The sequence below is a fragment of the Novosphingobium acidiphilum DSM 19966 genome (genome assembly GCF_000429005.1).
In the GTDB taxonomy this organism is placed as follows: Bacteria; Pseudomonadota; Alphaproteobacteria; order Sphingomonadales; family Sphingomonadaceae; genus Novosphingobium; species Novosphingobium acidiphilum.
The window spans coordinates 224,301-248,101 of record NZ_AUBA01000004.1 but is presented as its reverse complement, the minus strand read 5'-3'; the positions used below and the strand labels follow the sequence as shown (position 1 = coordinate 248,101).

The following is a 23,801-nucleotide window of genomic DNA, read 5'->3' as shown; positions in this document are numbered from 1 at the left end:
CACATGCATATCCCGCTCGACTATGAAACCTTGCGCCTGATCTGGTGGCTTCTGCTGGGCGTGCTGCTGATCGGCTTCGCGCTGACCGATGGCTATGATCTGGGGGTAGCCACTCTATTGCCGTTCGTCGCCCGCAATGACGAGGAACGCCGCCTGACCATCAACGCGGTCGCGCCGCACTGGGAAGGCCACCAGGTGTGGTTCATCCTGGGCGGCGGGGCGATCTTTGCCGCTTGGCCGTTCGTCTATGCGGTCAGCTTTTCGGGATTTTACCTCGCCATGTTTCTGGTGCTGGCCGCGCTGATCCTGCGACCGGTGGGATACAAATACCGGTCAAAGGATGCCAATCCGGCCTGGCGCGCGCGGTGGGATTGGGCGATTTTCGTCAGCGGACTGGTGCCGGCGCTGGTGTTCGGCGTGGCAGTGGGCAATGCGCTGGCGGGCGCGCCGTTCCGCTTCGACAGTGATTTGCGCATGACTTACGAAGGGTCGCTGCTGGGTCTGTTCACACCCTTTACCCTGCTGACCGGCGTTTTGTCGGTGGCCATGCTCGCGTTGCATGGCGCGGGCTGGCTGGCGGTGAAAATCGAGGAAGGCCCCGTGCTCGCGCGCACCCGGCGGATTGCTCTTGGCGCCGGGATTGTCTCGATTGTCCTGTTCGCGCTTGGCGGACTGATGGTGGCAAAAGGCGGCATGGGCATGCACCTGGTGGGTGCGGTGGATGCTTCGGGGCCATCCAATCCCTTGATGTCGGGCTCTGCGCCTTTGTCTGGCGGGTGGCTCGGCAATTATGCGTTGCATCCCTGGATGCTGATCGCGCCAGCGCTCGGGCTGATCGGACCGATCGTGGCATTGGTCGGGATCAGCCTGCGCAAGGGGCTGCTGAACTTTGCCGGCTCGGCATTGGCAATCGTCGGCACGATCGCAACCGTGGGTCTGTCGATGTTCCCGTTCATCCTGCCAAGTTCGATCGATCCGCGGTCCAGCCTGACGGTGTGGAATGCTTCGTCGAGCCATCTGACGCTGTTCATCATGCTGATCGTGACGGTCGTGTTTCTGCCGATAGTGCTGCTGTACACCGCCTGGGTGATGAAAGTGCTCGCGGGCCGGATCACGCTCGCCGACGTGCGCACCAGCCTCGACTTCTATTGATAAGGATACACACCGATGTGGTATTTTTCCTGGATCCTCGGGCTTGGTCTGGCCGTGGCATTTGGCGTGATCAACGGATTGTGGCACGAATTCAATTCGCCGATCGACGACGATCCGGCGGTTTGATCGAACCATCACCACGTGGCATGCGTCAGTCGCAAAGCCCCCGCCGGTCCGGCCGGGACCTGCGAGGGTTTGTGCTGTCCAAGGGATCCTCTGGCGAAAGGTCGTTATCGATGATGGTCAATCAGTTCCGCAGGCTGCGTGCCATGGCTTACCTGTCGATGGCCGGGGTGCTTGTGATGCTTGCCGGGCCCTGCCTTGCTGAGGCGCCAACCAGTGCGGCCCCATCAGCGCCGTATTACGTGTTCCAGCGGGTCGTTTATCAGAACGACGGCGGCTTGCCGGACAATCACGCCTATTTCGGGCGTATATTGCATAACATCGCTGCACACATCGCGGCAACGGATGGCAAAGTGGAAATCCGCGTGGTAAACTTTGCTGCTGGCGTGACCATGTTTCAGCTCGCCAAGACAGACACCGATCTGCGCGCGCAGATCGATGCATTGCGCGCCAAGGGGGTCAAATTCCTGATCTGTCGCAACACCTTGAATGGCATGGGCCTCAAAATCGAGGATCTGTACGAGGTCAAGCCAGAGGATGTCGTTCCAAGCGGCGTTGCCGAAATCGCCCGCCTTCAGGGCCAGGGATTTGTCTATATTCACCCATGACGGTGCGCGTCACGATGCCGCCCCGGCTTGCGCGGCGAACTGGTCATAGGCTTCGACTGCTTGGGCCGCATACATCAGGCTGGGGCCGGCGCCCATGTATAGCGCCATACCCATGGTTTCCATCAACTCGTCGCGTGTGGCACCCTGTTCGAGTGCTGCTTTGGCGTGGAATGCCACGCAACCATCGCAGCGAATGGCCACCGCGATGGCAAGCGCGATCAGTTCCTTGGTCTTTGTATCGAGCGCTCCTGGACCAGTGGCAGCAGCGGCCATCGTGGAAAAGGCCTTCATCACCTCCGGCGCGCCGAGGCGGACCTGCTTGATCGCGCCGGTCAGTTCTTTTGCCATTTCGGGCCAGTCTTTGTTCATCGCGATGGGTCCTTTCAGCGACCAGGCTAAGCGGACAACGCCACCCAGCTACGGTAAAGCATATAGATCGCCACCAGCACGATACCGCCGGCGAACAGCGTGTTGAGTTGGCCTTTGTGTGCGGACAGCCGGCGTGAAGCCGCAGTTCCCAGCACCGTTCCGCCCAAGCCACCCAGGATGAATGTCCCCGCCAATGACCAGTCAACCAGCCTCGACGCGGCATAATTTGCCGCCGTGGTCAGGCCAAAGGCGCTGACTGCGACCAAGGATGTTCCGATAGCCTGATAGATCGGCATCGAGGTGGCCGCGATGAGCGCCGGAACGATGAGAAATCCGCCACCAATGCCGAAAAACCCCGAAAGACATCCGGTTGCAAAGCCAAAACCGGTGACGCGCGGCAGGTTTTCGCGATGGCAGGAGACGCCTTCGACGCCGTCGTCGCGGCGCGAGCGGAACATGACTGCGGCGACCACGACCATCAGCAGGGCAAACAGAAACAGCAACCGCTGACCATCGATCGCTTTGCCCAGACTTGATCCCGCAAGTGCACCGATGACCCCAGCAAGGGCAAAGGCAATGCCGCAACGCCACACGACATTGCGTGCACGCGCATGGCTGGCGAGGCCAGCCATGGCGTTGACCGCGACCGCAAAGGCGCTCGTGCCGATGGCCAGATGCGGGTCTTTGACGCCGACGACATAGACCATCAGTGGCACCGCCATGACCGAGCCACCGCCGCCCACCAGACCCAGCGTAAAGCCGACAAGTCCTCCGCTTCCCAGCGACAGCAGGGCGTGGAGCAGCGTCAGAGCAGATTTACCGGCAGCTTTAGGTAACTGACACCGTTTGCTTCGGCATCGGGCAGGTGCCCGGCGCGCATGTTGACCTGCACCGATGGCAGCATCAGCCGTGGCATGGTCAGCGTCGCGTCGCGGGTCTGGCGCATGGCCACAAACTCCGCTTCCTCGATCCGGTCGTGAACGTGGATGTTGTGCAACCGCTCATCCCCTATGCTGGTTTCCCAGGCAAAGGCGGCGCGGTCGGACGCGCCGTAGTCGTGACAAAGGAACACCCGCGTTGCAGCAGGCAGTTGCAACAGCCGCCGGATCGACCGGTACAGCGTGGCAGCATCTCCACCGGGAAAGTCGGTTCGCGCCGTGCCATAGTCGGGCATGAACAAGGTATCACCGACAAACAATGCATCGCCAAAGACATAGGCCATGCAGGCAGGGGTATGGCCCGGCACATGCAACGCGGTTCCCTTGATTGTGCCCAGCACCAGATCGTCACCATCATCCAGCAGGAGGTCGAACTGCGAACCATCCCGCGCAAAGCTGGCGGGCTCGTTGAACAGGTCGCCGAAGGTTTTCTGCACCGTGACGATATCGCGGCCGATCACGATCCTGCCGCCTAGCCGCGCTTGCAGCCAGGGCGCCGCTGACAAGTGATCGGCGTGGGCATGCGTTTCCATCAGCATGGCAACGCCAAGATCGCGTTCTTCGATATAGTTGGCTACGACTTCTGCCGAAGCAGTCCGCGTGCGGCCCGAGGCAGGGTCGAAATCGAGCACCGGGTCGATGATCGCGGCCTGGCGGCTGACCGGATCGTGCACGACATGCGTGGCGGTGAAAGTAGCTTCGTCGAAAAAGCTCTGCACGATCGGCTTTGCACCCGATGTGATGACAGCTTGCGCACGGACCAGGGCATCGTCGGTCATTTCGATAAGGCCCCGGTCAGCGCATTGAGTTGCCATGCGGCAATCATGCGTTGGCCTTCCGCTTCGATCATCGCGGCTTGCGCCGCCAGCGCCTCGCGCTCGGCATCGAGCACTGCCAGCGTGGGCTTGGCGCCCACTTTCGCTTCCAACCGTGTCGAGCGCAAGGCTTCGTCAGCGGCGGTGACCCGCGCGGCACTGGCGGTCACCATGCGCCCGGTTGTTACCAGACCCGACCATGCGGTGATCACCGCACTGTCGACCTGGTCGCGCGCATCGCGCTCCCGCGCTTCACTGCCATCAAGCGCGGCGTCGGCCTCGTGGATCTTGGCTTGCGTGCGCCCGCCCGCCCAAATCGTCCAGCGACCTCGAATGCCGACCGCAAATGCATCCGCCTGATATCCGGGAAAGAACTGGTCGCGGGTGCGGGTCGCTTCGGCATAGGCACCGATGGTCGGCATGCTTTCGGCCTTGGCCGCTCGCACGCCGGCGCGGGCGATATCGATGCCCTTTTCAGCTTGTGCCAGCGCCGGATTCGCCTGACGCGCACTGTCAACGGCTTCATCAAGTGTCGGCGGGGTTGTCGGCAAAGCCGGCAGCGGCGCAAGCGCCCCGGCATCGTGCCCGGTCAGACGGCGAAATTGTGCTTCGGCGCTGATCCGGCGGCCTTCGGCACCCGCCAGGCCTCCATCAGCTTCGGCCCGGCGCGCAGTGGCGGTCGCCAGTTCGGAAGCAGGAATTTCGCCGACCTTGAAGCGTAAGCCCGTCTGGCGTTCGACTTCGGTCAGTTCGGTGACCAACTGGTGAAACCGGTCTTCGATCCGGCGCGCCGTCAGCACTTCGGCATAGGCGGCAACCGCCGAAACCACGGTCCGCGCGCGCGCATCGGCAAGTCCCAGTCTGGCCATGTCCACCCCGCCGTGCGCCTGGTCGATTGCGGCGGCCACCCGGCCCCCGGCATAGAGCGGCATCTCTGCCCCTGCCTGCACCGCCAGCGGCGTGACATTTTGCGCGGTAAAGCCAAAGAAACCGCCATTGTTGATGCGGCCTGCGCCGACCTGGCCTTGCACCGATACCAGCGGATGCCCTTCGGCCCGCGCGGCATCGAGTTTGGCACCGGCCATCGCCTCGTCCGCGTTTGCCTCGACGATGGCAGGCGCATGAGCCAGCGCGTCGGCGATGGCAGAGGCCAGATCCTGCGCACTGGCGGCAGGTGCCAACAACAAGATCGGCAGCAATACGAAGGACCGGCGCGCAAGCGTCCAAAGTCCGGCACGGCACCTGCGGCGCATCACGGGTATCCTTACCTGAAGGTGTTGCCGGGCCTGATGCCCATCATCTTGAAGACAATGGCTGCCGGGCAAAAGCGGGTGAAGCTGGCCTGGAACATGTTGGCGCCGGCAAACAGCGTCAGCCAGATCCAGGCGGGGTTGATGAAGTGGGCGGCCAGCGCGCTGGCCAAAACCACGACCCCGGCAAAACGCATCACAGCGGCATCAAGTGTCATCACGCGGCTCCCTTGGTGGTCTGTTTCAATTTGTTGATGCCCAGCACTTGCAGCGCCAGCTTTTCATAGAGCGGTTCGCTGGTGCCCGACCGCACTTTGTGGATGAAGTATTTTTCAAAGCCGACTTTGGCGAGATGGACCCATTTGCCCTGGCTCGCCCAGTTGACGTTGCGCGGTGGGATCTGCGGCTGTGCCACAAAGGCCACGCCGCCATCGCCGAAATCGGCAAGGCACACGGCATTCCAGCTAGGGATTTCGCACGGGTCTTTGCCATCCAGTTCCGAGGCGAGGTTGTGCGCAACCGCGGTGACCATCGATTCGATCATGAAGCCCGTCTTGGGAACGCCGACCGGCACAGGCGTCGGCCCGATCGGCGGGATCGCGACGCAAACGCCCAGCGAATAGATATTTTTGAAATTGGGATTGCGCTGGTGCTTGTCGGCCAGAATGAACCCGCGCGGGTTGGTCAGGCCCTCGATGCCGAAGACCGCCTTTACGCCACGAAACGCCGGCAGGATCATCGAATAGCCGAACGGCAGGTCGTGCGCCTTTTTGACAGTGCCATCTTCGGCCACTTCCTCGACATGCATCATGCCATCATCGACGCCAGTGATACGCGCGTTGGTCACCCATTTGATGTGGCGATTGCGCATTTCGCTTTCGAGAAGGCCCTTGGTATCGCCCACACCATCAAGCCCGAGGTGGCCGATGTAGGGTTCGGACGTCACAAAAGTCATCGGCACCTGATCGCGGATTTTCCGCTTGCGCAGTTCGGTGTCGAGTATCAGCGCAAATTCATAAGCCGGGCCAAAACACGATGCGCCCTGCGCCGCGCCAACCACGATCGGGCCGGGATTGGCGCAGAAGGCATCGAAATCATCGGCGGCGTGACTGGCGTGATCGGTGCGGCAAACCGAAACGGTATGACCGTCTGGCCCAAGCCCCTTGACCTCGTCAAAGGCTAGCTCGGGGCCGGTGGCGATGACCAGATAATCATACATCATCATGCTGCCATCACCCAGGTCGAGGCGATTTTCTGTCGGGTGAACCCGTGTGCAGCCCACATTGATAAAGCCGATGCCGCGTTTTTTCATGACCGGGGGCAGATGGACGCGGATCGCATCGGGTTCGCGCCAGCGCACGGCCACCCAGGGGTTTGAGGGAACAAACCAGTAATCGTCGGTATCCGACACCACCATGACCTCGGCGCGGCCCTTGGTGGCTTCGCGGATTTCATAGGCGGCGATCGTTCCGCCAAGGCCGGCGCCTAGGACGATGATCCGGGGCAATGACATCGAATACTCTCCCTCAATTTTTCCTTCGGCGCGGTCACGATAGATCGGCGCGGCGTTCCTGAATCGCACTTGACGAATATAATTCATAACGCATATAAGCAAGTGATAATTTTGAGTGTCGGCAGACTCTGCCCACAAGAGGAGACGAGCGATGGTCTTTGGATTTTTGAGATCGGTGAAGCACCGAGAAATCGATGCAGCGGCGCTGAACATGATGATCAAGGCCAACCAGGCACTGGTGGTCGATGTGCGCGAAAGCGATGAGTTTGCCGCCGGGCACATCCCGGGTGCGATCAACATGCCGCTGTCGACATTTCAGGCCGACAAGTTGCCCGTTGCCAAGGGCAAGACCGTTATTCTCAATTGCCTTGGCGGCAAACGGTCAGGTCAGGCGCTCGACTCATGCCGTGCCGCGAAATCTGCGGTCAACACGCATCTGGCGGGCGGGTTTGGCGCATGGAAATCGGCCGGCCTGCCGATCGAACGCTAAAATCAAGACAACTGGCGGCAGGAGAGACGTGATGCGCAAGGGCTTGGTTCTGGCAATGCTGCTGGCGGGGGGAGTCTCTGCGGGGCTGTCCGCGTGCGGCGGCGCAAAGGCGCCCGAGGCCCCGGCCAAAGCAGCAGCAGGCCCGCGCCTGACCGTGGTGCTGCGCGATGCGCCCGACTGGCAATCTGTTCCTGCCGAAGTTTCGACTCGGGATCAGGCGCAAGTGATTGCCCGCATACCTGGCCTTCTTGCCAGTCTGTCGGTACGCGCGGGCGACAGCGTCCGCCAGGGCCAGACGATCGGGCGGATCACCGACAGCCAGTTGGGCTATCAGGCGGGCGCCTATGGCGCGCAGGCCGCTGCCGCAGGGGCACAAGCCGGGGCGGCGCAGGCAGAACTGAAGCGGGTGCGCTTTCTTTACGAGAACGGCGTCTATGCCAAAGCGCGGCTCGACCAGGTCGAGGCTGCTGCGAATGCTGCCGGTGCGCAAGTGCAGGCCGCGCGCGCGCAGCAGGCCTCGGTCAACGCGATGGCCGGGCAAGGCGCCGTTGTGGCCCCGTCTGCAGGGCGGGTGCTGCGCGCCGATGTGCCCGCCGGTTCGCCGGTCATGCCGGGAACGGTGATCGCGGTGGTGACTTCGGGCCCGGTCGTGCTGCGGCTCGAACTGCCCGAAGGGCTCGCCGCAAAAGTGCTGCCCGGTGCCAAAGTACAAGTTGACGGGATGGCCGATCAGGGCACGGTGACGCGGGTCTATCCGGCCGTGCAGGCAGGACAGGTTTCGGCCGATGTTGCCATTTCGGGGCTGGATTCGCGGCTGATCGGGCGGCGTCTGTCCGCGCGCGTGGCGGCAGGGTCCCGCCATGTCATGGTCGTGCCGAAAGCATTTGTGAGCACGCAGTTCGGCCTCGACAGCGTGGCCGTGGTTGCGCGTGACGGCAGCGCAATGCGCGTGCCGGTGCAGACCGCGCCGGCCGATGGCGGCAATGTCGAAATCCTGTCCGGCGTGAATGTCGGCGATGTGCTGGCAGGTGGCGGGCAATGAAACTCGCAATGAATTTGGGCATTTCCGGCCGCCTGACCCGCGCCACCATAGCGTCTCCGCTGACACCGCTGTTTTTGCTGGCGGCGATCATGGTCGGGCTGATCGCCACGATCACCATCCCGCGCGAGGAAGAGCCGCAGATCAGCGTGCCGATGGTCGATATCCGCGTGGCCACACCCGGCCTGTCGGCGCCCGATGCCATCGAACTGGCCGCGAAGCCGCTCGAGACGATCGTCAAATCGGTCGATGGCGTCGAGCATGTCTATACCCAGGCGCAAGACAATGGCGTGCTGGTGACCGCGCGGTTTGTCGTCGGGTCCAATCCCGAAGCTGCTGCCACCCGCATCGACGAGAAGATCAGGGCCAACGCTGACAAGATTCCTGTCGGCATCGCCCCGCCACAGATCACCACCCGCGGCATATCCGATGTGCCGATTGTGGTCCTGACACTGACACCCAAGCCGGGCGCGGTCGGGCAATGGGATGACCGCACGCTTTACGATCTGGCGACCAAGCTGCGCAGTGAAGTCGCCAAAGTCGATGATGTCGGCATAACCTTCATCACCGGCGGCCAGCAGGACGCCATCCGCGTGATCCCCGATCCTGCTCGCCTTGCGGCGCAGCGCGTACCGCTGTCCGCGATCATGGACGCGATTGGCCAGGCAGGGCGGAGCTTTCCGGGCGGTACGGTGCGCGAAGGTGGCGCCGCCATGGCGGTTACGGCCGGGCGCTCGCTGGCCAGCGCCGACGAAGTGCGCGCGCTGACCGTGCGGTCCGCCAGCGGCGCGCCAGTGCAATTGGGCGATGTCGCGCAAGTGGTGCAGGGCGCAACGCAGGATCAGGCGCGAAGCTGGCGCTGGGCAAAGGATGCGCAAGCCGGCTGGACCTCGGCGCCTGCGGTGTCGATCGCCGTGGCCAAGCGCAATGGCGCCAACGCGGTCAATGTCAGCCAGGCGGTCATCGCGCGGGTCGAGGCGCTGAAGGGATCGCTGGTCCCGGCGGGCGTGGCCGTTACCGTAACCCGCGATTATGGTCAGTCGGCCGATGACAAAGCCAACGAGCTGATCTTTCACCTGGCGCTCGCCACGGTGTCGATTGTCATCCTGATCGGTTTTGCGATCGGCTGGCGCGAAGCGGCGGTGACCGCGATCGTTATTCCAACGACGATCATGCTGACGATGTTTGCCTCGCGCAGCATGGGGTTCTCGATCAACCGGGTCAGCCTGTTCGCGCTGATTTTCTCGATCGGCATCCTCGTCGATGATGCGATCGTAATGATCGAGAACATTGCCCGCCACTGGGCGATGAAGGATGGCCGCAGCCGCCAGCAGGCCGCGATCGAGGCCGTGGCCGAAGTCGGCAACCCCACGATCATTGCCACGCTGACAGTGGTCGCCGCGCTGTTGCCGATGCTGTTCGTGTCGGGGCTCATGGGCCCCTATATGGCGCCCATCCCGATCAATGCGTCGGCCGCAATGGTGTTCAGCTTTTTTGTCGCGGTGATCATCGCGCCCTGGCTGATGGTCCGCTTTGCCCGCAAAACACTGACCGGGCACGACCATGACGTGGCTGGTGGCGGACGATTGGGGGCGATCTATGTCCGCTATGCGTCACGCGTGATCGCCACACGCGCCAGCGCACGGGGCTTTCTGATCGGCGTGGGCATTGCGACACTGGTCGCGTGCAGCATGTTCTATTTCAAAGCGGTCGTGGTCAAACTGCTGCCGTTCGACAACAAGAGCGAAGTGCAACTGGTCGTCGACATGCCGGTCGGCACCAGTCTGGAGGGCACTTCGCGCGTGCTCGAAGCGGCCTCGGCAGTGGCGCGGCAGATGCCCGAAGTCACCGCGATGGAAGCGTACGCCGGGACGGCCGCGCCATTCAATTTCAACGGGCTTGTGCGTCACTATTTCCTGCGTGCCGCGCCCAATCTGGGCGATGCCATGGTCAGCCTGAAACCCATGGGCGACCGTAGCCGGTCGAGCCATGCGATCGCGGTGGATTTGCGCGAGCGGCTCAAAGCGATCGTCTTGCCTGCGGGTGGTGTGATCAAGGTGGTGGAAACCCCGCCGGGGCCGCCAGTTCTGGCAACGCTACTGGCCGAAATCTATGGCCCCGATGAGGCGACGCGGCAAAAAACCGCGCTCGCGGTGGAACAGATTTTCAAATCGGTCCCGTTCATTGTCGATACCGACAATTCGTTCGGCCATGCCTTGCCCACGCTGCGATTGGTGCCCGACCGTAGCAAGCTTGACCAATATGGCGTGAGCGAGCGTCAAGTGCTGGACAGCATCGGCGCGCTGATGGGCACGCAGACGCTGGGCTACGCACCGCGCGGCGCGGATCGCGACCCCTTGCCGATCGTCATGGGCCTGGACCAGAACCAACGGCAGTGGAGCGGCGAGCTCGCCGCAACGCCGGTGGCGATGGCGCCCGGTGGGCAGTTGCTGAACCTGGGGGCGCTGGTCGATGTGCATCGCGAACAGGGTGGTCAGGCGATGTTCCGGCGCGATGGCCGCGGCGCGACAATGGTCATGGCTGACCTCGCCGGGCGCTATGAGGCACCGATCTACGGAATGCTGGCCGTCGATCAGGCTGTCGATGCCTATGACTGGGCCGGCCACGGCCTCACCAAACCGGTGATCCTGCTGCACGGACAGCCCGATGATGAAAGCCATGCCAGCCTGTTGTGGGATGGCGAATGGGAAATCACCTGGGTCACGTTCCGCGACATGGGCGGGGCGTTCATGGTCGCATTGCTGGCGATCTATGTGCTGGTGGTCGGGCAGTTCGGATCATTCAAGTTGCCGCTGGTGATCCTGACGCCGGTTCCGCTCACGCTGATCGGCATTGTGATCGGCCACATGCTGTTCGGCGCGCCGTTTACCGCCACCAGCATGATCGGGTTTATCGCGCTGGCCGGGATCATCGTGCGCAATTCGATCCTGCTGGTCGATTTCATCCGCCATGCCAGCACCCCGGGCAAGCCCTTGCGCGCAGTGCTGATCGAAGCCGGCCGCATCCGCGTCAAGCCGATCGCGCTGACCGCCGCCGCCGCCATGATCGGCGCCAGCGTGATCCTGACCGATCCGATCTTTCAGGGTTTGGCGATTTCGCTGCTGTTTGGCCTTGCTTCGTCAACCCTGCTGACTTTGCTCGTAATCCCGGCAATTTATGTGGTCTTGCGCGATGACGGCGTATCACTATCTGTGGAGGAATCATGAAACCCACCGATCTGACCGAACTCAAAGCCAATGCAGGCTATATGGCGCAACGGCTCAAAGTGATGAGCCATCCCGAACGGCTGTTGATGCTGTGCCGGATGGACGAGGGAGAGGTCAGCGTCAACGAACTGGTGGCACTGACCGGTCTGTCGCAATCGGGCGTGTCGCAGCATCTTGCGCTGCTGCGCGCCGAAGACGCGGTTCTGGTGCGGATCGAGGCCAATGTCCGCTGGTACAGCCTCAAGGACCGAGTCGTATCCGGCATCATCCACGCCTTGTGCGAACTGTGCGATGGTTCCGCGATCGTTGCGACCCCCGACGTCCAGAAGCTGTCTGCCTAGCTGTCCGCAAGTCATTGCGGACCGACGGAGAATGTCATGAGCGCAATCGTCGTCTGCCCGCATTGCCTGGCCGGCAACCGGGTGCCACCCGAACGACTGGCCGAGGCGCCCAATTGCGGCAAATGCCACACACCACTGTTCACGGGCCATCCGGCGCCAGTCAACAGCAGTGCATTTGCCGCCTATGTCGGCAAGGGCAGTCTGCCGGTGCTGGTCGATTTCTGGGCGCCTTGGTGTGGCCCGTGCAAGGCGATGGCTCCTGCCTTTGACCAGGCCGCACGCATATTGGAACCCCACATGCGCCTGCTCAAGGTGGATACCGAACAGGAACAGGCGTTGGCGGGTGCGCACGCCATCCGCTCGATCCCAACGCTGGCGCTGTTTGTCGGCGGTCACGAGGTAAAGCGCGTGTCAGGAGCAATGGATGTTCGCCGCATCGTCGATTGGGCCAGGACGTGAACATGGACGCGCAGGGATCGCCCTATGCTGCGCTCGGAGGCGAAAGCATGGTTCGGGCGCTGGTCGCCCGCTTCTATGTGCTGATGGATATCCTGTCAGAGGCTGCGGCCTGCCGGGCAGTGCATCCGCCATCATTGGTGCGCGCGGAGGAGAAATTGTTCGAGTATCTGACAGGCTGGCTGGGCGGACCACCGCTTTACACTGAAAAATATGGCCACCCACGGCTGCGAAGCCGGCATTTTATGGCACCTATCGGGGCCGCCGAAGTCGAAGGGTGGCTGTTGTGTTTTCACCAGGCGTGGAACGAAATCGTGCCACCATCGCCGCTCGCGAATGGCATTCTGGAAAAGATCGACCGGCTGGGTTGGCACATGGCCAACAGGCCCGCCGCTGCTGTACCCGCCTGAACCCGTTCAGGCGACCGCCGACACCAACCAGGCGCAATAGCCCATCATGACCCCTTCGCCCGGTCGGTAATGGCGGGTGTAAAGTTCGAGCAATTCGCTGGTCACCGCTTGCTGAACGCTCTCAGGATATTCCAGCAGGACCCGACCAGTCGATAAGGCGTTGCGGGCAAATGTCAGCGCACCCGCGGGCGTGTTGCCCTGTCCGCCGACCGGGACCTGCCCAGCGCTGCGCGCCCACTTCACCGAGTGAAAACCGGCTTCGGTCAGGATGCGGTTCAAATAGTCTGGATCATCGAAGGCGAACGGCCCCGGCGCGCCTGGAATCGATGCCGGGAGCTCGATATGTCGACGCGCCAGCGCCACCACGGCGCTCAACCAGGGATTGTCTTGCGGCGGCGCCCAGACCGCGAGATCAATTCGTCCGCCAGTTTTGAGCGCCTTGCGCAGGTTGGTGAACGCGCCAACCGGATCGACAAAGAACATGCTTCCAAAACGCGAACAGAGACGATCATAAGGTGCATCAGGCACAATCACATGGGCGGCATCTGCACAGACAAAGCGCGCGTTGGCCACACCTTCGGTCGCCGCCCGGCGAGTGGTGGCGGCGACCAGATCACGCGAAATGTCGATCCCCAGCACTTCGCCGCCCGGTGCCACGGCGCGCGCAATGGCCATACTGGATGCGCCGCCCCCAAAACCGATATCGAGCACGCGCTCACCCGGGCGATAGTCGGCGTGGGCCAGTAAGGCTTCGCCGACCGGGGCGATTGTACTTTCAAACGCTTTGAGATTGGCCAGCCACCTTTCACCCATCTCACCGGCCCAGTCTTCCATTGTGATGGCATCCGGCGAATGAGGCGACGTATCGGTCAAAGTCATTTTCCTTGTGGTTGTGCTGTTGCTGACATATTCGCATATTCTAATATTAAAAGCAGTGTTTGAGGCAAATCTGGGGAAAAGTGCGCGCTCAGTTCTCGTTGACCCATCGGGCCAATCTGGTGGATGCCTTCAAGCTCGACACGTGGGAGAATCGAGAATGCATGGCCTGAAGACTCTCCGATTGAGGTTGGGGCTCGGGCTTGTTGCGCTCGTCGCAGGTTGGGCGTTCGCCAATTTGTTCGGCATCCGCCATGCAGTGGCTGCGACACCGTTGGCGCCTCTGCAATTGTCCTCGGCTTGGTCAGTTCCCGATATCGCTGGCCTGCACGACGACGATTGGGGGCGCACTGTGCGAAAGGGTCACGATCTGATCGTAAAGACCGCAGCATTGATCGGTCCCCACGCGGCTGATCCGGGCCTTCGCTATGCAGGCAACAATCTTGATTGTCAGAGTTGCCATATTGATGGTGGAACCCGAAAATTCGGCTTGCCGCTGGTTGGCGCCTTCGCCGCCTATCCCAATTACCGGGCGCGTTCGGGTAAAGTCGGTACGATCGAGGAGCGCATCAACGGTTGTGTGGTGCGCAGTCTCAACGGCAAGCCGCTTCCTCAGGAAAGCGCAGAAATGACGGCGATAGTCGCCTACCTCAAATTCCTGTCGATGGGGCGATTGGTTGGTTCGCGAACCGATGGGCAAGGTCCGGGGCAAATGCCCGAACTGGCGCGCGCAGCTGATCCTGTGCGTGGGCGGCAGGTGTTCGCCGGGCAATGCGCGACCTGCCATGGCACGCGTGGCGAAGGACAGGGCGCGGGGAGTAATCCCGGTTATGCTGTGCCGCCGTTGTGGGGCCCCGACAGCTTCAACGACGGCGCAGGCATGGCCCGGCTGACCAACGCTGCCAATTTCATTCACAACAACATGCCCAATGGCACAACGTGGGCTGCACCCGCGCTTTCGGTAACGGATGCCTGGGACGTCGCCGCCTTTGTCGAGGCCCAACCTCGCCCGCACAAGGTCGACCTCGATCGTGATTTTCCGAACCGGATCGAGAAGCCGGTTGATACGGCCTACGGGCCCTATGCTGACAGCTTTTCATTCAGCCAGCATAAGTACGGCCCATTTCAGCCCATTCGAGAGGCTGTAGCGGCTCAGCGATCCAAGAACGAGAGCGCAGTAAAGCCCTGACCTGAGCCACGGAGGTCCTAACGGCGGATGCCGCAAGTGTTGATGCCCAGCAACTTGTAAGCCGGGCAAAAGCCGAAAATGCCTGTGAACAATGGCACGAGCCCGATCCAGCCAAATGGCGTCCTGGGGCCCACAAACACGAGAGCCAGGACAGCTAGCCCCACCACGACCCTAAGCAGCCGATCTACGTTTCCTTCGTTGCGCATGTTCGATCCCTTCCATTCTTGATCGGAAAGGCATGGGCCTCGTGCGAGGCAGAGTCTGTGACATGGTCACACACGCGCAAAATATTCGCGATCAGATTTCGCCTGCTATCGACTTCAACCCGGGTCGGGACACCAGATGGATGACGCCGCGGGTGCCTGAAATAAGGCCAGAGCGTGAAAAGGCGGCCAATTGCCGACTTATCACCTCACGTGCAGTGCCGATCTCGATCGCAAGCGCTTCATGCCGCAAATTTACCGCATCCGCGCGATCGGCCATCCGCAAAAGCGCTCGTGCCAGGCGTGCCGGAATGCCGGTCAGCGCGACATCCTCGACCAAGCGCTCGAGATCTGAAAACCTGTCGGCCACTGCCCCGAACAGGCGCGAACGAAAGTCCGCGTTGGTCAGCACCAGGTCCTGAAACGCATTTGGCGGGACGATCTCGATCACCAGATCGGTTTCTGCCAGACCTTCAGCGGTATAAGCTGTGCCGTGCACCAATGCGCTGAAGGTTTGCAGGCACACATCGCCTGGACGCACTCGATACAACACAATTTCCCGGCCGTTTTCCGCCGTGATCGAAACGCGGATCGTTCCTTCGTGGACGACGACATAGCCCGGGCATTCCTGGCCGGGCTGGAACAGGCGGGTGCCCTCGGCAATTGGCATGCGATGGGGAGCGGGTGTAACCATGGTGACGTTTGGCTCTCCGCCAAACCGCGGAAAACGGCAAGGAGGATTATCCGATGCCAGGGCGATGTGCGGCTGTTTGCCTGATTTGTGGCGCGACGGATCAGGCGAGCGCATCCTGATTTCCGCATGCCCGTTTCATCGCAACGCCACCAAAATCGGGCGAGAAATCAGGGTTTTGGCTTTAAGGCGGTCAAACCGTTCAGGGCGCGGCTGACTCCCATCCCCCGCCAAGGCTGTGTGCCAAAGCTACAGCCGCATTCAGCCGAAGGGTGTGCACTTCGATGGCGCGGCGTTGCGCAAGGAGCGCTGCGGTTTGCGAATTGACGAGGTCAAGGTAATTGGACGCCCCCTTTTCATAGCGAATAGTCGACAGGTCTGCGGCCTGTTGTGCTTCTTCAGCGGCACGGGCTTCGGCCTGATCTTCGTCGCCAAAATAGTGGAGTGCAGACAAACTGTCCTCGACTTCCTGAAACGCGGTCAGCGCGGTTGCACGATACGCACCGCTTGCCTCATCCCAACGCGCTTGCGCCATCTGCACCCCGGCCTTGCGACGTCCGCCATCGAAAAGACTTAAAGCCAGCGTCGGGCCGATGGCCCAGAACGCGTTGGACGCTGCGGCCAGTCCCGCCAGACTGGTGGCATTGGTCCCGCCTGTCGCTGTCAGGTCGATAGTCGGGAAAAAGGCGGCGCGTGCCACGCCAATTGCGCGATTGGCGGCAAACATGCGCCGTTCCGCCGCCGCGACATCGGGTCGCCGCTGTAATAACGTCGATGGCAGCCCGACCGGCATGACGAAGACATGCAACGTGTTTCCGGACGGAGGCAGCGCAAACGATGAAGAGGGTGTACCGACCAGGCTTGCGATCGCGTGTTCCAGTCGCGCGCGGGCGGCGCGAACATCAGCCAGCTGCGCCTTGGCATCAGCCAAAAGCGCGCCCGAACGTCCCGTATCGATCCCGGTCGCGATCCCCCCGTCAAAGCGCGCGCGCACAACTTGGTCCGCCTGCTTGTAGGCGGCAATGCTGGCATTGAGCAGATCGGTTTCGGCATCGAGCCCGCGCAACAAGACATAGCTGCGCGCAAGGTCGGATTCCAGGCTAAGCCGGATCGTGGCGACATCGTCGTTGCTGGCCAAGGCATTGGAGCGGCCTGCTGCAATCGAATCGCGCACCCGACCCCACAGGTCCAGTTCGTAGCTGGCCCCGATCCCGAGTATGGTGTTGCCATAATCCGCAGGCTGGCTGGCACTGCGCAAGGGGCGGTTGTCGGACTGCCGATCATAGCCGACGGACGACGCGCCACTGAATGTCGGAAGCGCATCGGCCTGCGCAATGCGCAGCGCTGCGCGGGCCTCTTGGCTGCGGGCAAATGCGGCGGCCAGCGTTGGATTGTCGCGGGCTATACGACTTTCCAAGGCATCGAGCTGCGGATCACCCAAGGCACGCCACCACTCGCCAGCCGGGGTCGAGGGCGTAGCAGCAGCCCAGGGACCGGTTTCGCGATAGGCCTCAGGCGACGGTACGGTGGCCGGGTGATAGGCTGGCGCATTCGAGCAGGCGGCGAGCAGCAAGGTTCCTGCGACCAACGCCCAATGCCATCGCAAGCAAAAGCGGCGGTTACTCATTCGCGGCTTCCACGCGCACAACTTCGTCTTCGCTGATCGAATCCGGCGGATTGTCGATAATCCGTGTGCCGCGCGTCAGGCCCGAGGCAATTTCTACCGAACCGCCCAGATCTCGCCCCGGCACGACATTCAGCAGGTGCACATGTCCATCGTGGCCCACCGTGGCCACATGTGTGCCCTGTCCTCGCAGAACCAGTGCACTGGCCGGCACGGTTACTAGCGAGGCCGAACCCGGTAGGTCGAAATGGATCTGCGCATAGCCACCGGCCTTCAGAATGCCACCGGGATTGTCGGTGATAAGCTGCACCTGGAAGGCGCCGCTCCTGCTGTCGACGGCGCCAGATGCTGCAGCAACATGCGCGGCAAAGGTTCGGCCCGGCGCCTCGGGAATGGAGAGACTGGCGGTCAAACCAGGATGCATCGCGGCCCCGTATTGCTGTGGCACATTGACATAAATTCGCATGCGCTGTTCATCGGCCATGGCAAACAGCGGCGTTTGTGCGGTGGCTCCGGGTCCAACAAGATCGCCAATATCGGCATTGCGCATCGTCACTTCGCCGGAAAAAGGCGCCCTCACAGTGGCATATGCTTTCATCGCCATCAACCGGCCGAGCGCTGCAGCGGCTTCGTCGACTGCGGCGGCATGGGTCTTGGCATTGGCGTTCTTCTCGTCGGTTTCCTGAACAGACACGGCCTTGCTGATCATCAGGTCATTCCACCGTGCGGCGGTCGAGCGCGCCAGCGCGGCCTCTGCCCGCACGCGGGCGAGCGTTGCGCGCGCCTGGATAATCTGCTGGTCGATCTCTGGAGTGTCGATGGAGCCCAGAGGCGTGCCTGCTGCAACTTTCGCGCCGATATCGCGGTACCAGGCGTGAACATAGCCGGGCACGCGCGCAAAAATCTTGGCTTCGTTCCATGCCTGTAATGTGCCAGGCAGCAACAGGCTTTGTGCGGCGCCCGCATCGGTCGGGGTGACCTACCAGGCCTTTGCCATCCGCCATCAGCGCGTCGCTGCCTGACGCATCCGAGGACTCCGCACACCCCGCGCGGCGTCCTCCTCCTTTTCTTCTGTTACTGATGGCACGCGGCATAGTGGAGGGACATGCCCGCCACATGCGGCGCGCCCGCTATGCGGTCTTTGTGATCGCGTCTTCGCACGGCTCCTGCCGCTAATTAAGGATGCTTAGATTCGAATGGGCCTTATTAAAAAGATCGGCCCGTTGCTTTGATAAGCGTATTTCGACGCCGATTGACAATGGTGCAATCGCGTTTCAGGATGTCTTCAACATCCTGAAACGCGGACAGCACTGTGCCGCGAGAGGCCACGTCAGCTTCTTTCCAGCGCGCGATTGCACTGTGCAACTTCGCGGCATGGCGTTCACAATCGAATGACCTCATCTCTGGGTCCAGGTGGAAAGAGTTTGAGGGGGTGCGGCGCTTTCGAAGTTGAACTGACTCGAAAGGAGCGCCCTTATGACTGCCCGCAGGTCCTGTGCTGTTGCACGCCAATTAATGTCGGCCGCTGGTTGCATGGTTTCGGTTATTTTGGAGGGCCGCCCAGTTCCGCGTCGCATGCTGAATACGGCTATGACCCAAGCCTTTCGCGCCGGGTCGGCGGAAGGCGCTTGGTCGCAGCGAGACAGTTTTCAGATGCTGGAAATTGCAACGCTCATGGCCATTTCGCAGATGGATATCCCTACAAACCCTGCCAATGCTTTGAGGTGCATGGCCGATTTGGAGGCTAGCCTGCCGACCCAGACGGTTCGCAGCGAAGATCAGATCAACCTCCAGCACTTCTCGACGCCGCTGCCATTATCGTGGCTTGTCGCGCGCATGGCCGCTATCGCTATCGATGACGTTGTACTCGAACCCAGCGCAGGCACCGGTATGCTCGCGGCGTGGGCAGGGGAGTGCAGCGCGCTCCATCTCAACGAGATCGATGAAACCCGCGCAGAAATCCTGCGACTGCTTTTCCCATCCGCTTCCGTAACCAGTGAAGATGCCGCCAGAGTAAGCCAGTTGGGTATTCAACCCAGCGTCATCGTGATGAACCCACCGTTCGCGCGCAACGCGGCCGGCGGTGAAGACAAGCTGGCCGCGGCACGCCACGTCGCTGCCGCCGTCACCGCACTGCGCCCTGGAGGACGGCTGGTCGCTATCATGCCCGACAGTTTCTCGTCCCAAGGCAGGGCAGGCGAAGTGTTCGCGTGCGCCTTGCAAGGTTGCCGGGTCGCGGCACACTTTCGCGTGGAAGGCGCATTCAAATCCCACGGCACGAGCATTGCCGTGCGGCTGCTGGTGGTCGACAAAGTTACAGGCCAGCTCAACACCACAGTCGTCCAGCGGGCTTCGCTCCTCGAGCTTCTGCCGTTCATCGAGCAGATGTCGGCACGTCTGCCCTTTGCCTCTGCGGGCACCGGGACGGCGCAATCGGATAGTTCCCGCACGAAAGACCGAGGACCATTGTTCAAAGGCTTGGTGATCCGCCCACGACCAGCGCCGATCAAACAACCATCTGTCGATGTCGGAGCAGCGCAGGCCTGGGCGGAGGCAGCCTACCGCGTTATTGAAGCGCCAGATGACGCGACCGATGGTCCTGGTGTCTATGCAGCGTGGCGACCGCAACGGATCGTCTTTGCGAGTGCCGCGGACCACCCGGCCGCGCTTGTGGAATCGGCTGCAATGGCTTCGGTCGTTCCGCCCGCGCCAAGTTACGTGCCGCGACTGCCGCGCGCTGTGATCGACATGCAGACTCTATCCGCCGCCCAACTTGAAACTGTAGTCCATGCCCTCGATGCACTCGAGCATGATTTACCCGGCCGCTATGTCATGCCTGAAAGGGGCCTCGACCCGGTGCCCAACGCCGATGGCCATATTTACCGGCAGGGCTTCTTCCTTGGCGACGGCACCGGGGCAGGGAAGGGGCGGCAGCTCGCCGGGCTCCTGATGGACCAGTGGTTGCGCGGCAACCGCCGGCACATCTGGGTTTCCGAGAACTCCGCGCTTCAGTGCGACGCTGTGAGAGATTGGGAAGCCCTGGGCGGGATGGGCATCGACATTCATTCGCTGTCGAAGTTCAAGCCCGAAGCCACGATCGGTTTGAGCGCAGGTATCTTGTTTGCCTCTTACGCCACGCTGCGAAGCGCCTCGGGCGGCAAGACCCGGCTCCAGCAAATCCTCGAATGGTGTGGTCCCGATTACGACGGGTGCATCTTGTTTGATGAAGCCCATGCCATGGGCGGTGTTGCCGGTGGCGAAGGGCGGTTCGGTTCCACCAAGGGTTCACAACAGGGTATCGCAGGGGTCGAGCTTCAGAACCGCCTGCCCCGGGCCCGGGTTGTCTACGCCTCGGCTACCGGTGCTACAGACGTGAATAATTTGGCATACGCGGTGCGGCTTGGGCTGTGGGGGGAGGGGACACAGTTTCCTGATCGCACCAGCTTTACTACGCGCATCCGCGAAGGCGGAATTGCCGCCATGGAACTGGTGGCGCGCGAATTGAAAGCGATGGGCGTCTATACCGCGCGCTCGCTGTCATACGCCTGCGTCGAATATGACGTCCTCGAACACAAACTGACGCCGGATCAGATTGCCGATTTTGACGCCTGGTCGGAGAACTGGTCGATCATCCATCGCAACCTCGAGACCGCATTGGTCGCTTCAAGGGTGATCGACCCGCTGGAGGGCAAAACGCTAAACGGGCAAGCCTTGTCAGCAGCGCGCAGCCGGTTCCAGAGTTCGGTCCAGCGGTTCTTCGGCCAGCTGTTGCTGTCCATGAAACTGCCGTCGTTGCTCCCGGCGATCAGTCGCGCACTCGACGACGGCATGAGTGCAGTCGTGCAGTTGGTCTCCACGTCCGAAGCTCTGCTCGACCGGAGGCTTGCCGATCTCGATCCCGATGATCGGGGGGAACTGGCGATCGATCTGTCCCCCAAGGAGCTTTGTCTCACTTATCTGCAGCATGCCTTTCCGACCCGGGCGATGGAGAGCTATTTCGACGATGACGGTAACGAACGGTCACGCCCCCGGATCGGTGATGACGGCAACCCCGTCCATTGCCCCAAGGCTATCCGCATCCGCGACGACACCATCGAACTGCTTGCCGCTTTGCCCCCGATCGCGTCAGCGCTCGATGCCATCATCACGCGTTTCGGTGTCGATGCCGTGGCCGAGGTCACCGGCAGAACCAAGCGGCTCCTGACCTTGCCGGATGGCTCGCAGAAATTGCAGTCGCGATCCGCCTCCTCCGGCATTGCCGATGCCAATCTGTTCATGGCGGGCAAGAAGCGCGTGCTGGTCTTTTCCGACGCCGGTGGGACCGGTCGGTCATATCACGCCAGCTTGGCTGCGGCGAACCAGCAGCGCCGCGTTCATTTTCTGCTTGAGCCGGGCTGGCGCGCCGACAAGGCCATCCAGGGGCTCGGGCGCACCAACCGCACGCACCAGGCCTCGGCGCCGATCTTCCGGCCTGTCACCACCGACTGCCGGGGCGAGCGGCGGTTTATTTCGACGATTGCGCGCCGGCTCGATGCGCTCGGCGCGCTTACGCGTGGGCAGCGCCAGACCGGGGGGCAGAATCTGTTCAACCCCGCCGACAATCTGGAGAGTGAATACGCTCGTGAGGGCCTGATCCAGTGGTATCGCCTGCTGCACGCTGGCAAGCTGACATCGACCAGCTTCGAGGCCTTCTGCGACCGGACAGGCCTCAAGCTCGAGTATGAAGGCTCGCTGGTCGAGAATCTGCCGCCGATCCAGCGCTGGCTCAATCGCATTCTGGCGCTGCCGATCGCGATGCAGAACGCCATCTTCGACGAATTTCTTGGCCTGGTCGAGGCGCGCATCGAGGCGGCCAAGAAGGCTGGAACATTCGATGCGGGCGTCGAGACGCTGATCGCCGACAAGCTGGCCATCGTTGAGGAGCGGGAAATGTTCCGCGACAAGGCCGGGAGCATCACACAACTGCTGACGATCGAGGCGCAATGGGCGGTCCGGATCACTTCGCTTGAAGACATTCTGGCGCGCGCCGCAAGGGCAGGCGGACTGGGGCGCTTCATGCGCAATCAGCGATCGGGCAAAGTCGCTTTGCTCATTCCCGACCGACCCTGGCTCGATGAGGATGGTCATCTCATGAAAGTCTGGAAGCTATACCGTCAGGGACGCAGTTCTCTGATCCCGCAAAGTGATCTCGAGGAGAGCCACTGGGTTGATATCGATGCAGCGACTTTCACGCCGCTTTGGCAAGCGGAAGCCGACAACGCAGCCCTTCATCCCCACGTCGAACGGTTCTTCCTTGCGACCGGACGCCTTCTGCCGATCTGGAACCTGCTGGGGGAGGATGCGCAGGTGCGCAGGCTCGTTACCCAGGACGGCCGCAGCCTGCTGGGCCGCATCGTGCCGGTCGATGCCGTCAACGCACTGCTCGACAAGCTTGGCCTTGGTTCAACAATCCAACTGACCGTATCCGAGATCGTCAGCGCGGCCTTGGCCGGGAAGGTGGTGCCCATCAACGCGGCGCGCGGCCTCAATCTCAAGCGTTCGCGCGTCAACGGCGAACAGCGGCTCGAGATTCTCGGCTTCGATGCCCGTGCGCTGCCGGCCTACAAGGCCAAGGGCTGTTTCACCGAAATCATCCAGTTTCAGTGCCGGTTGTTCGTCCCCGTCCAGACTGCCAGCGATATTCTCGAAAAGCTGGCGGCATGAGCTGTGATCGCTGCCAAATCTGTGCACGGCGAAAGTCTTTGCGCAAGAACGGCATGGTAACCCGCCATTACGTCGGCGGGGCACCCTGTCCGGGATCCGGCTTCCCACCAATCGAACAGGACGATGCCCGTCTCATGCGATGTGCAGCAGATGCCGAATCCGACTTCCAGCGCGCTTATGATGCCGTCGGCAGATTGGAAGATGCACGGACCAACTGGATCGATCCCGCGCTTTTCATCCGCCGCGCGGCGCTGGCAAGCCATGCGGTGAAGCTTGAGCGTCGACTCAAGCGACACCTGGATTGGCCCGCTCGCTATCGCCGCTCGATAGCACGTCAGATGGAGCGCCAAGGATATGCCTGGGCAGAGCCGCCTCCGCTCTATCTCGTTGAGCGGGAGACCGTCAGTTCGGAGCCATGATTGGAAACCAGGGAGTTAGCATTGTTGCTATTTTCAGCAAAATAGCCATAATGCTAATTCTAAGGAGAATGAGATGGCCGGCCCCACTGAACCCGTCGAGGTGAGCCTCACCGAGTTCCACCACCAACCAGGTGGCTTTATCGACACGAGCCGTCAACGGCCGGTCGCGCTTACCAAGCGCAAGCGGCCCTACGCCTATGTCGTCAGCCCGGACTATTTCGCGCTGGCCGAGCAGGCGATCAAGGTTCTGCACGGCAACAGGCGTGTCATCGCGGCCGAAGAGTTGAGCGAACAGGATGACAGCTTCCTGACCCGGTTCGGTCCGTCAGCAGACGAAGTGGCAACGGGCCAATGGCGGGAGTAAA

The 23,801-nt window shown here is 62.0% G+C and carries 24 protein-coding genes; 13 read left to right on the top strand and 11 right to left on the bottom strand.

All coding sequences use genetic code 11. From position 1 onward, the window contains the following. Positions 1–3: 3 nt before the first annotated feature. The 3 genes from cydB to G404_RS0105380 all read left to right on the top strand — a co-directional run bounded on the left by cydB (position 4) and on the right by G404_RS0105380 (position 1,883). The gene (gene cydB / locus G404_RS0105390) at positions 4–1,152 is read left to right on the top strand and encodes a cytochrome d ubiquinol oxidase subunit II (RefSeq protein ID WP_028640173.1); all 1,149 of its coding nucleotides are present in this window, start codon (positions 4–6) and stop codon (positions 1,150–1,152) included. Between the two features lie 15 nt (positions 1,153–1,167). Beyond that, positions 1,168–1,278, top strand: coding sequence for a cytochrome bd-I oxidase subunit CydX (cydX, locus tag G404_RS20045; protein ID WP_028640172.1), 111 nt, complete (start codon positions 1,168–1,170; stop codon positions 1,276–1,278). Between the two features lie 110 nt (positions 1,279–1,388). Then, the gene (locus tag G404_RS0105380) at positions 1,389–1,883 is read left to right on the top strand and encodes a DsrE family protein (RefSeq protein ID WP_245584403.1); all 495 of its coding nucleotides are present in this window, start codon (positions 1,389–1,391) and stop codon (positions 1,881–1,883) included. Positions 1,884–1,892: 9 nt separating this feature from the next. Here the strand turns inward: G404_RS0105380 and G404_RS0105375 are convergent, their stop codons facing one another. The 6 genes from G404_RS0105375 to G404_RS0105350 form a co-directional block, all read right to left on the bottom strand. Next, positions 1,893–2,252 (bottom strand): carboxymuconolactone decarboxylase family protein, encoded by a 360-nt coding sequence (locus G404_RS0105375; protein WP_028640170.1) that lies wholly within the window; start codon positions 2,250–2,252, stop codon positions 1,893–1,895. 26 nt (positions 2,253–2,278) lie between these two features. After that, positions 2,279–3,061, bottom strand: a complete 783-nt coding sequence (locus tag G404_RS0105370) for a sulfite exporter TauE/SafE family protein (protein WP_028640169.1) — start codon at positions 3,059–3,061, stop codon at positions 2,279–2,281. Continuing rightward, the gene (locus G404_RS0105365) at positions 3,058–3,969 is read right to left on the bottom strand and encodes an MBL fold metallo-hydrolase (protein WP_028640168.1); all 912 of its coding nucleotides are present in this window, start codon (positions 3,967–3,969) and stop codon (positions 3,058–3,060) included. The genes G404_RS0105370 and G404_RS0105365 overlap by 4 nt, the downstream gene beginning before the upstream one ends. Continuing rightward, complete coding sequence (locus tag G404_RS0105360; protein WP_245584401.1) at positions 3,966–5,192, bottom strand: TolC family protein; 1,227 nt, start codon at positions 5,190–5,192, stop codon at positions 3,966–3,968. The genes G404_RS0105365 and G404_RS0105360 overlap by 4 nt, the downstream gene beginning before the upstream one ends. Positions 5,193–5,269: 77 nt before the next feature. Beyond that, positions 5,270–5,473, bottom strand: a complete 204-nt coding sequence (locus G404_RS0105355; protein ID WP_028640166.1) for a YgaP family membrane protein — start codon at positions 5,471–5,473, stop codon at positions 5,270–5,272. Then, positions 5,473–6,768 carry an NAD(P)/FAD-dependent oxidoreductase gene (locus G404_RS0105350; protein ID WP_028640165.1) on the bottom strand — a complete coding sequence of 432 codons (1,296 nt, stop codon included), beginning with the start codon at positions 6,766–6,768 and terminating at the stop codon, positions 5,473–5,475. The genes G404_RS0105355 and G404_RS0105350 overlap by 1 nt, the downstream gene beginning before the upstream one ends. Positions 6,769–6,943: 175 nt before the next feature. Here G404_RS0105350 and G404_RS0105345 point away from each other — a divergent pair, with 175 nt between their 5' ends. From G404_RS0105345 to G404_RS0105320, 6 genes are read left to right on the top strand one after another with little or no spacing between them, the layout of a single operon-like run. Then, positions 6,944–7,258, top strand: a complete 315-nt coding sequence (locus G404_RS0105345; RefSeq protein ID WP_342663694.1) for a rhodanese-like domain-containing protein — start codon at positions 6,944–6,946, stop codon at positions 7,256–7,258. Positions 7,259–7,289: 31 nt separating this feature from the next. After that, a complete protein-coding gene (locus G404_RS0105340) occupies positions 7,290–8,300 on the top strand; it encodes an efflux RND transporter periplasmic adaptor subunit (protein WP_028640163.1) in 1,011 nt (336 codons plus the stop codon). A gap of 8 nt (positions 8,301–8,308) precedes the next feature. After that, positions 8,309–11,524, top strand: coding sequence for an efflux RND transporter permease subunit (locus tag G404_RS0105335; RefSeq protein WP_028640162.1), 3,216 nt, complete (start codon positions 8,309–8,311; stop codon positions 11,522–11,524). Continuing rightward, positions 11,521–11,865 carry an ArsR/SmtB family transcription factor gene (locus G404_RS0105330; RefSeq protein WP_028640161.1) on the top strand — a complete coding sequence of 115 codons (345 nt, stop codon included), beginning with the start codon at positions 11,521–11,523 and terminating at the stop codon, positions 11,863–11,865. Before G404_RS0105335 ends, G404_RS0105330 begins: the two co-directional genes overlap by 4 nt. Before the next feature lie 36 nt (positions 11,866–11,901). Next, positions 11,902–12,324, top strand: coding sequence for a thioredoxin TrxC (trxC, locus tag G404_RS0105325; protein WP_028640160.1), 423 nt, complete (start codon positions 11,902–11,904; stop codon positions 12,322–12,324). Between the two features lie 2 nt (positions 12,325–12,326). After that, entirely contained in the window at positions 12,327–12,731 is a 405-nt protein-coding gene (locus tag G404_RS0105320) for a group II truncated hemoglobin (protein WP_028640159.1), read from the top strand. A 6-nt stretch (positions 12,732–12,737) separates the two neighbouring features. Here the strand turns inward: G404_RS0105320 and G404_RS0105315 are convergent, their stop codons facing one another. Continuing rightward, positions 12,738–13,610 (bottom strand): class I SAM-dependent methyltransferase, encoded by an 873-nt coding sequence (locus G404_RS0105315; RefSeq protein ID WP_036520431.1) that lies wholly within the window; start codon positions 13,608–13,610, stop codon positions 12,738–12,740. A gap of 157 nt (positions 13,611–13,767) precedes the next feature. Between G404_RS0105315 and G404_RS18200 the strand changes: the two genes are divergently transcribed. Beyond that, positions 13,768–14,796: a c-type cytochrome gene (locus G404_RS18200; RefSeq protein WP_051280233.1), complete on the top strand. Its 1,029-nt coding sequence runs from the start codon at positions 13,768–13,770 to the stop codon at positions 14,794–14,796. A 17-nt stretch (positions 14,797–14,813) separates the two neighbouring features. On the opposite strand, the gene G404_RS0105300 is transcribed toward G404_RS18200, so the two are convergent. From G404_RS0105300 to G404_RS18195, 4 genes are all read right to left on the bottom strand, one after another. Next, entirely contained in the window at positions 14,814–15,002 is a 189-nt protein-coding gene (locus G404_RS0105300; RefSeq protein WP_028640155.1) for a YgaP family membrane protein, read from the bottom strand. Between the two features lie 91 nt (positions 15,003–15,093). Next, positions 15,094–15,807 carry a Crp/Fnr family transcriptional regulator gene (locus G404_RS0105295; protein ID WP_211230735.1) on the bottom strand — a complete coding sequence of 238 codons (714 nt, stop codon included), beginning with the start codon at positions 15,805–15,807 and terminating at the stop codon, positions 15,094–15,096. A gap of 85 nt (positions 15,808–15,892) precedes the next feature. Beyond that, positions 15,893–17,263, bottom strand: coding sequence for an efflux transporter outer membrane subunit (locus tag G404_RS0105290; RefSeq protein WP_245584399.1), 1,371 nt, complete (start codon positions 17,261–17,263; stop codon positions 15,893–15,895). Positions 17,264–17,309: 46 nt separating this feature from the next. Beyond that, a complete protein-coding gene (locus G404_RS18195; protein WP_051280229.1) occupies positions 17,310–18,257 on the bottom strand; it encodes an efflux RND transporter periplasmic adaptor subunit in 948 nt (315 codons plus the stop codon). A 647-nt stretch (positions 18,258–18,904) separates the two neighbouring features. Between G404_RS18195 and G404_RS0105280 the strand changes: the two genes are divergently transcribed. From G404_RS0105280 to G404_RS0105275, 3 genes are all read left to right on the top strand, one after another. After that, positions 18,905–23,017: a strawberry notch family protein gene (locus tag G404_RS0105280; protein WP_156906207.1), complete on the top strand. Its 4,113-nt coding sequence runs from the start codon at positions 18,905–18,907 to the stop codon at positions 23,015–23,017. Between the two features lie 53 nt (positions 23,018–23,070). Further along, positions 23,071–23,436 carry a hypothetical protein gene (locus G404_RS20310; protein WP_156906206.1) on the top strand — a complete coding sequence of 122 codons (366 nt, stop codon included), beginning with the start codon at positions 23,071–23,073 and terminating at the stop codon, positions 23,434–23,436. Positions 23,437–23,509: 73 nt separating this feature from the next. Further along, the gene (locus G404_RS0105275) at positions 23,510–23,800 is read left to right on the top strand and encodes a hypothetical protein (RefSeq protein WP_028640151.1); all 291 of its coding nucleotides are present in this window, start codon (positions 23,510–23,512) and stop codon (positions 23,798–23,800) included. Position 23,801: the final 1 nt, after the last annotated feature.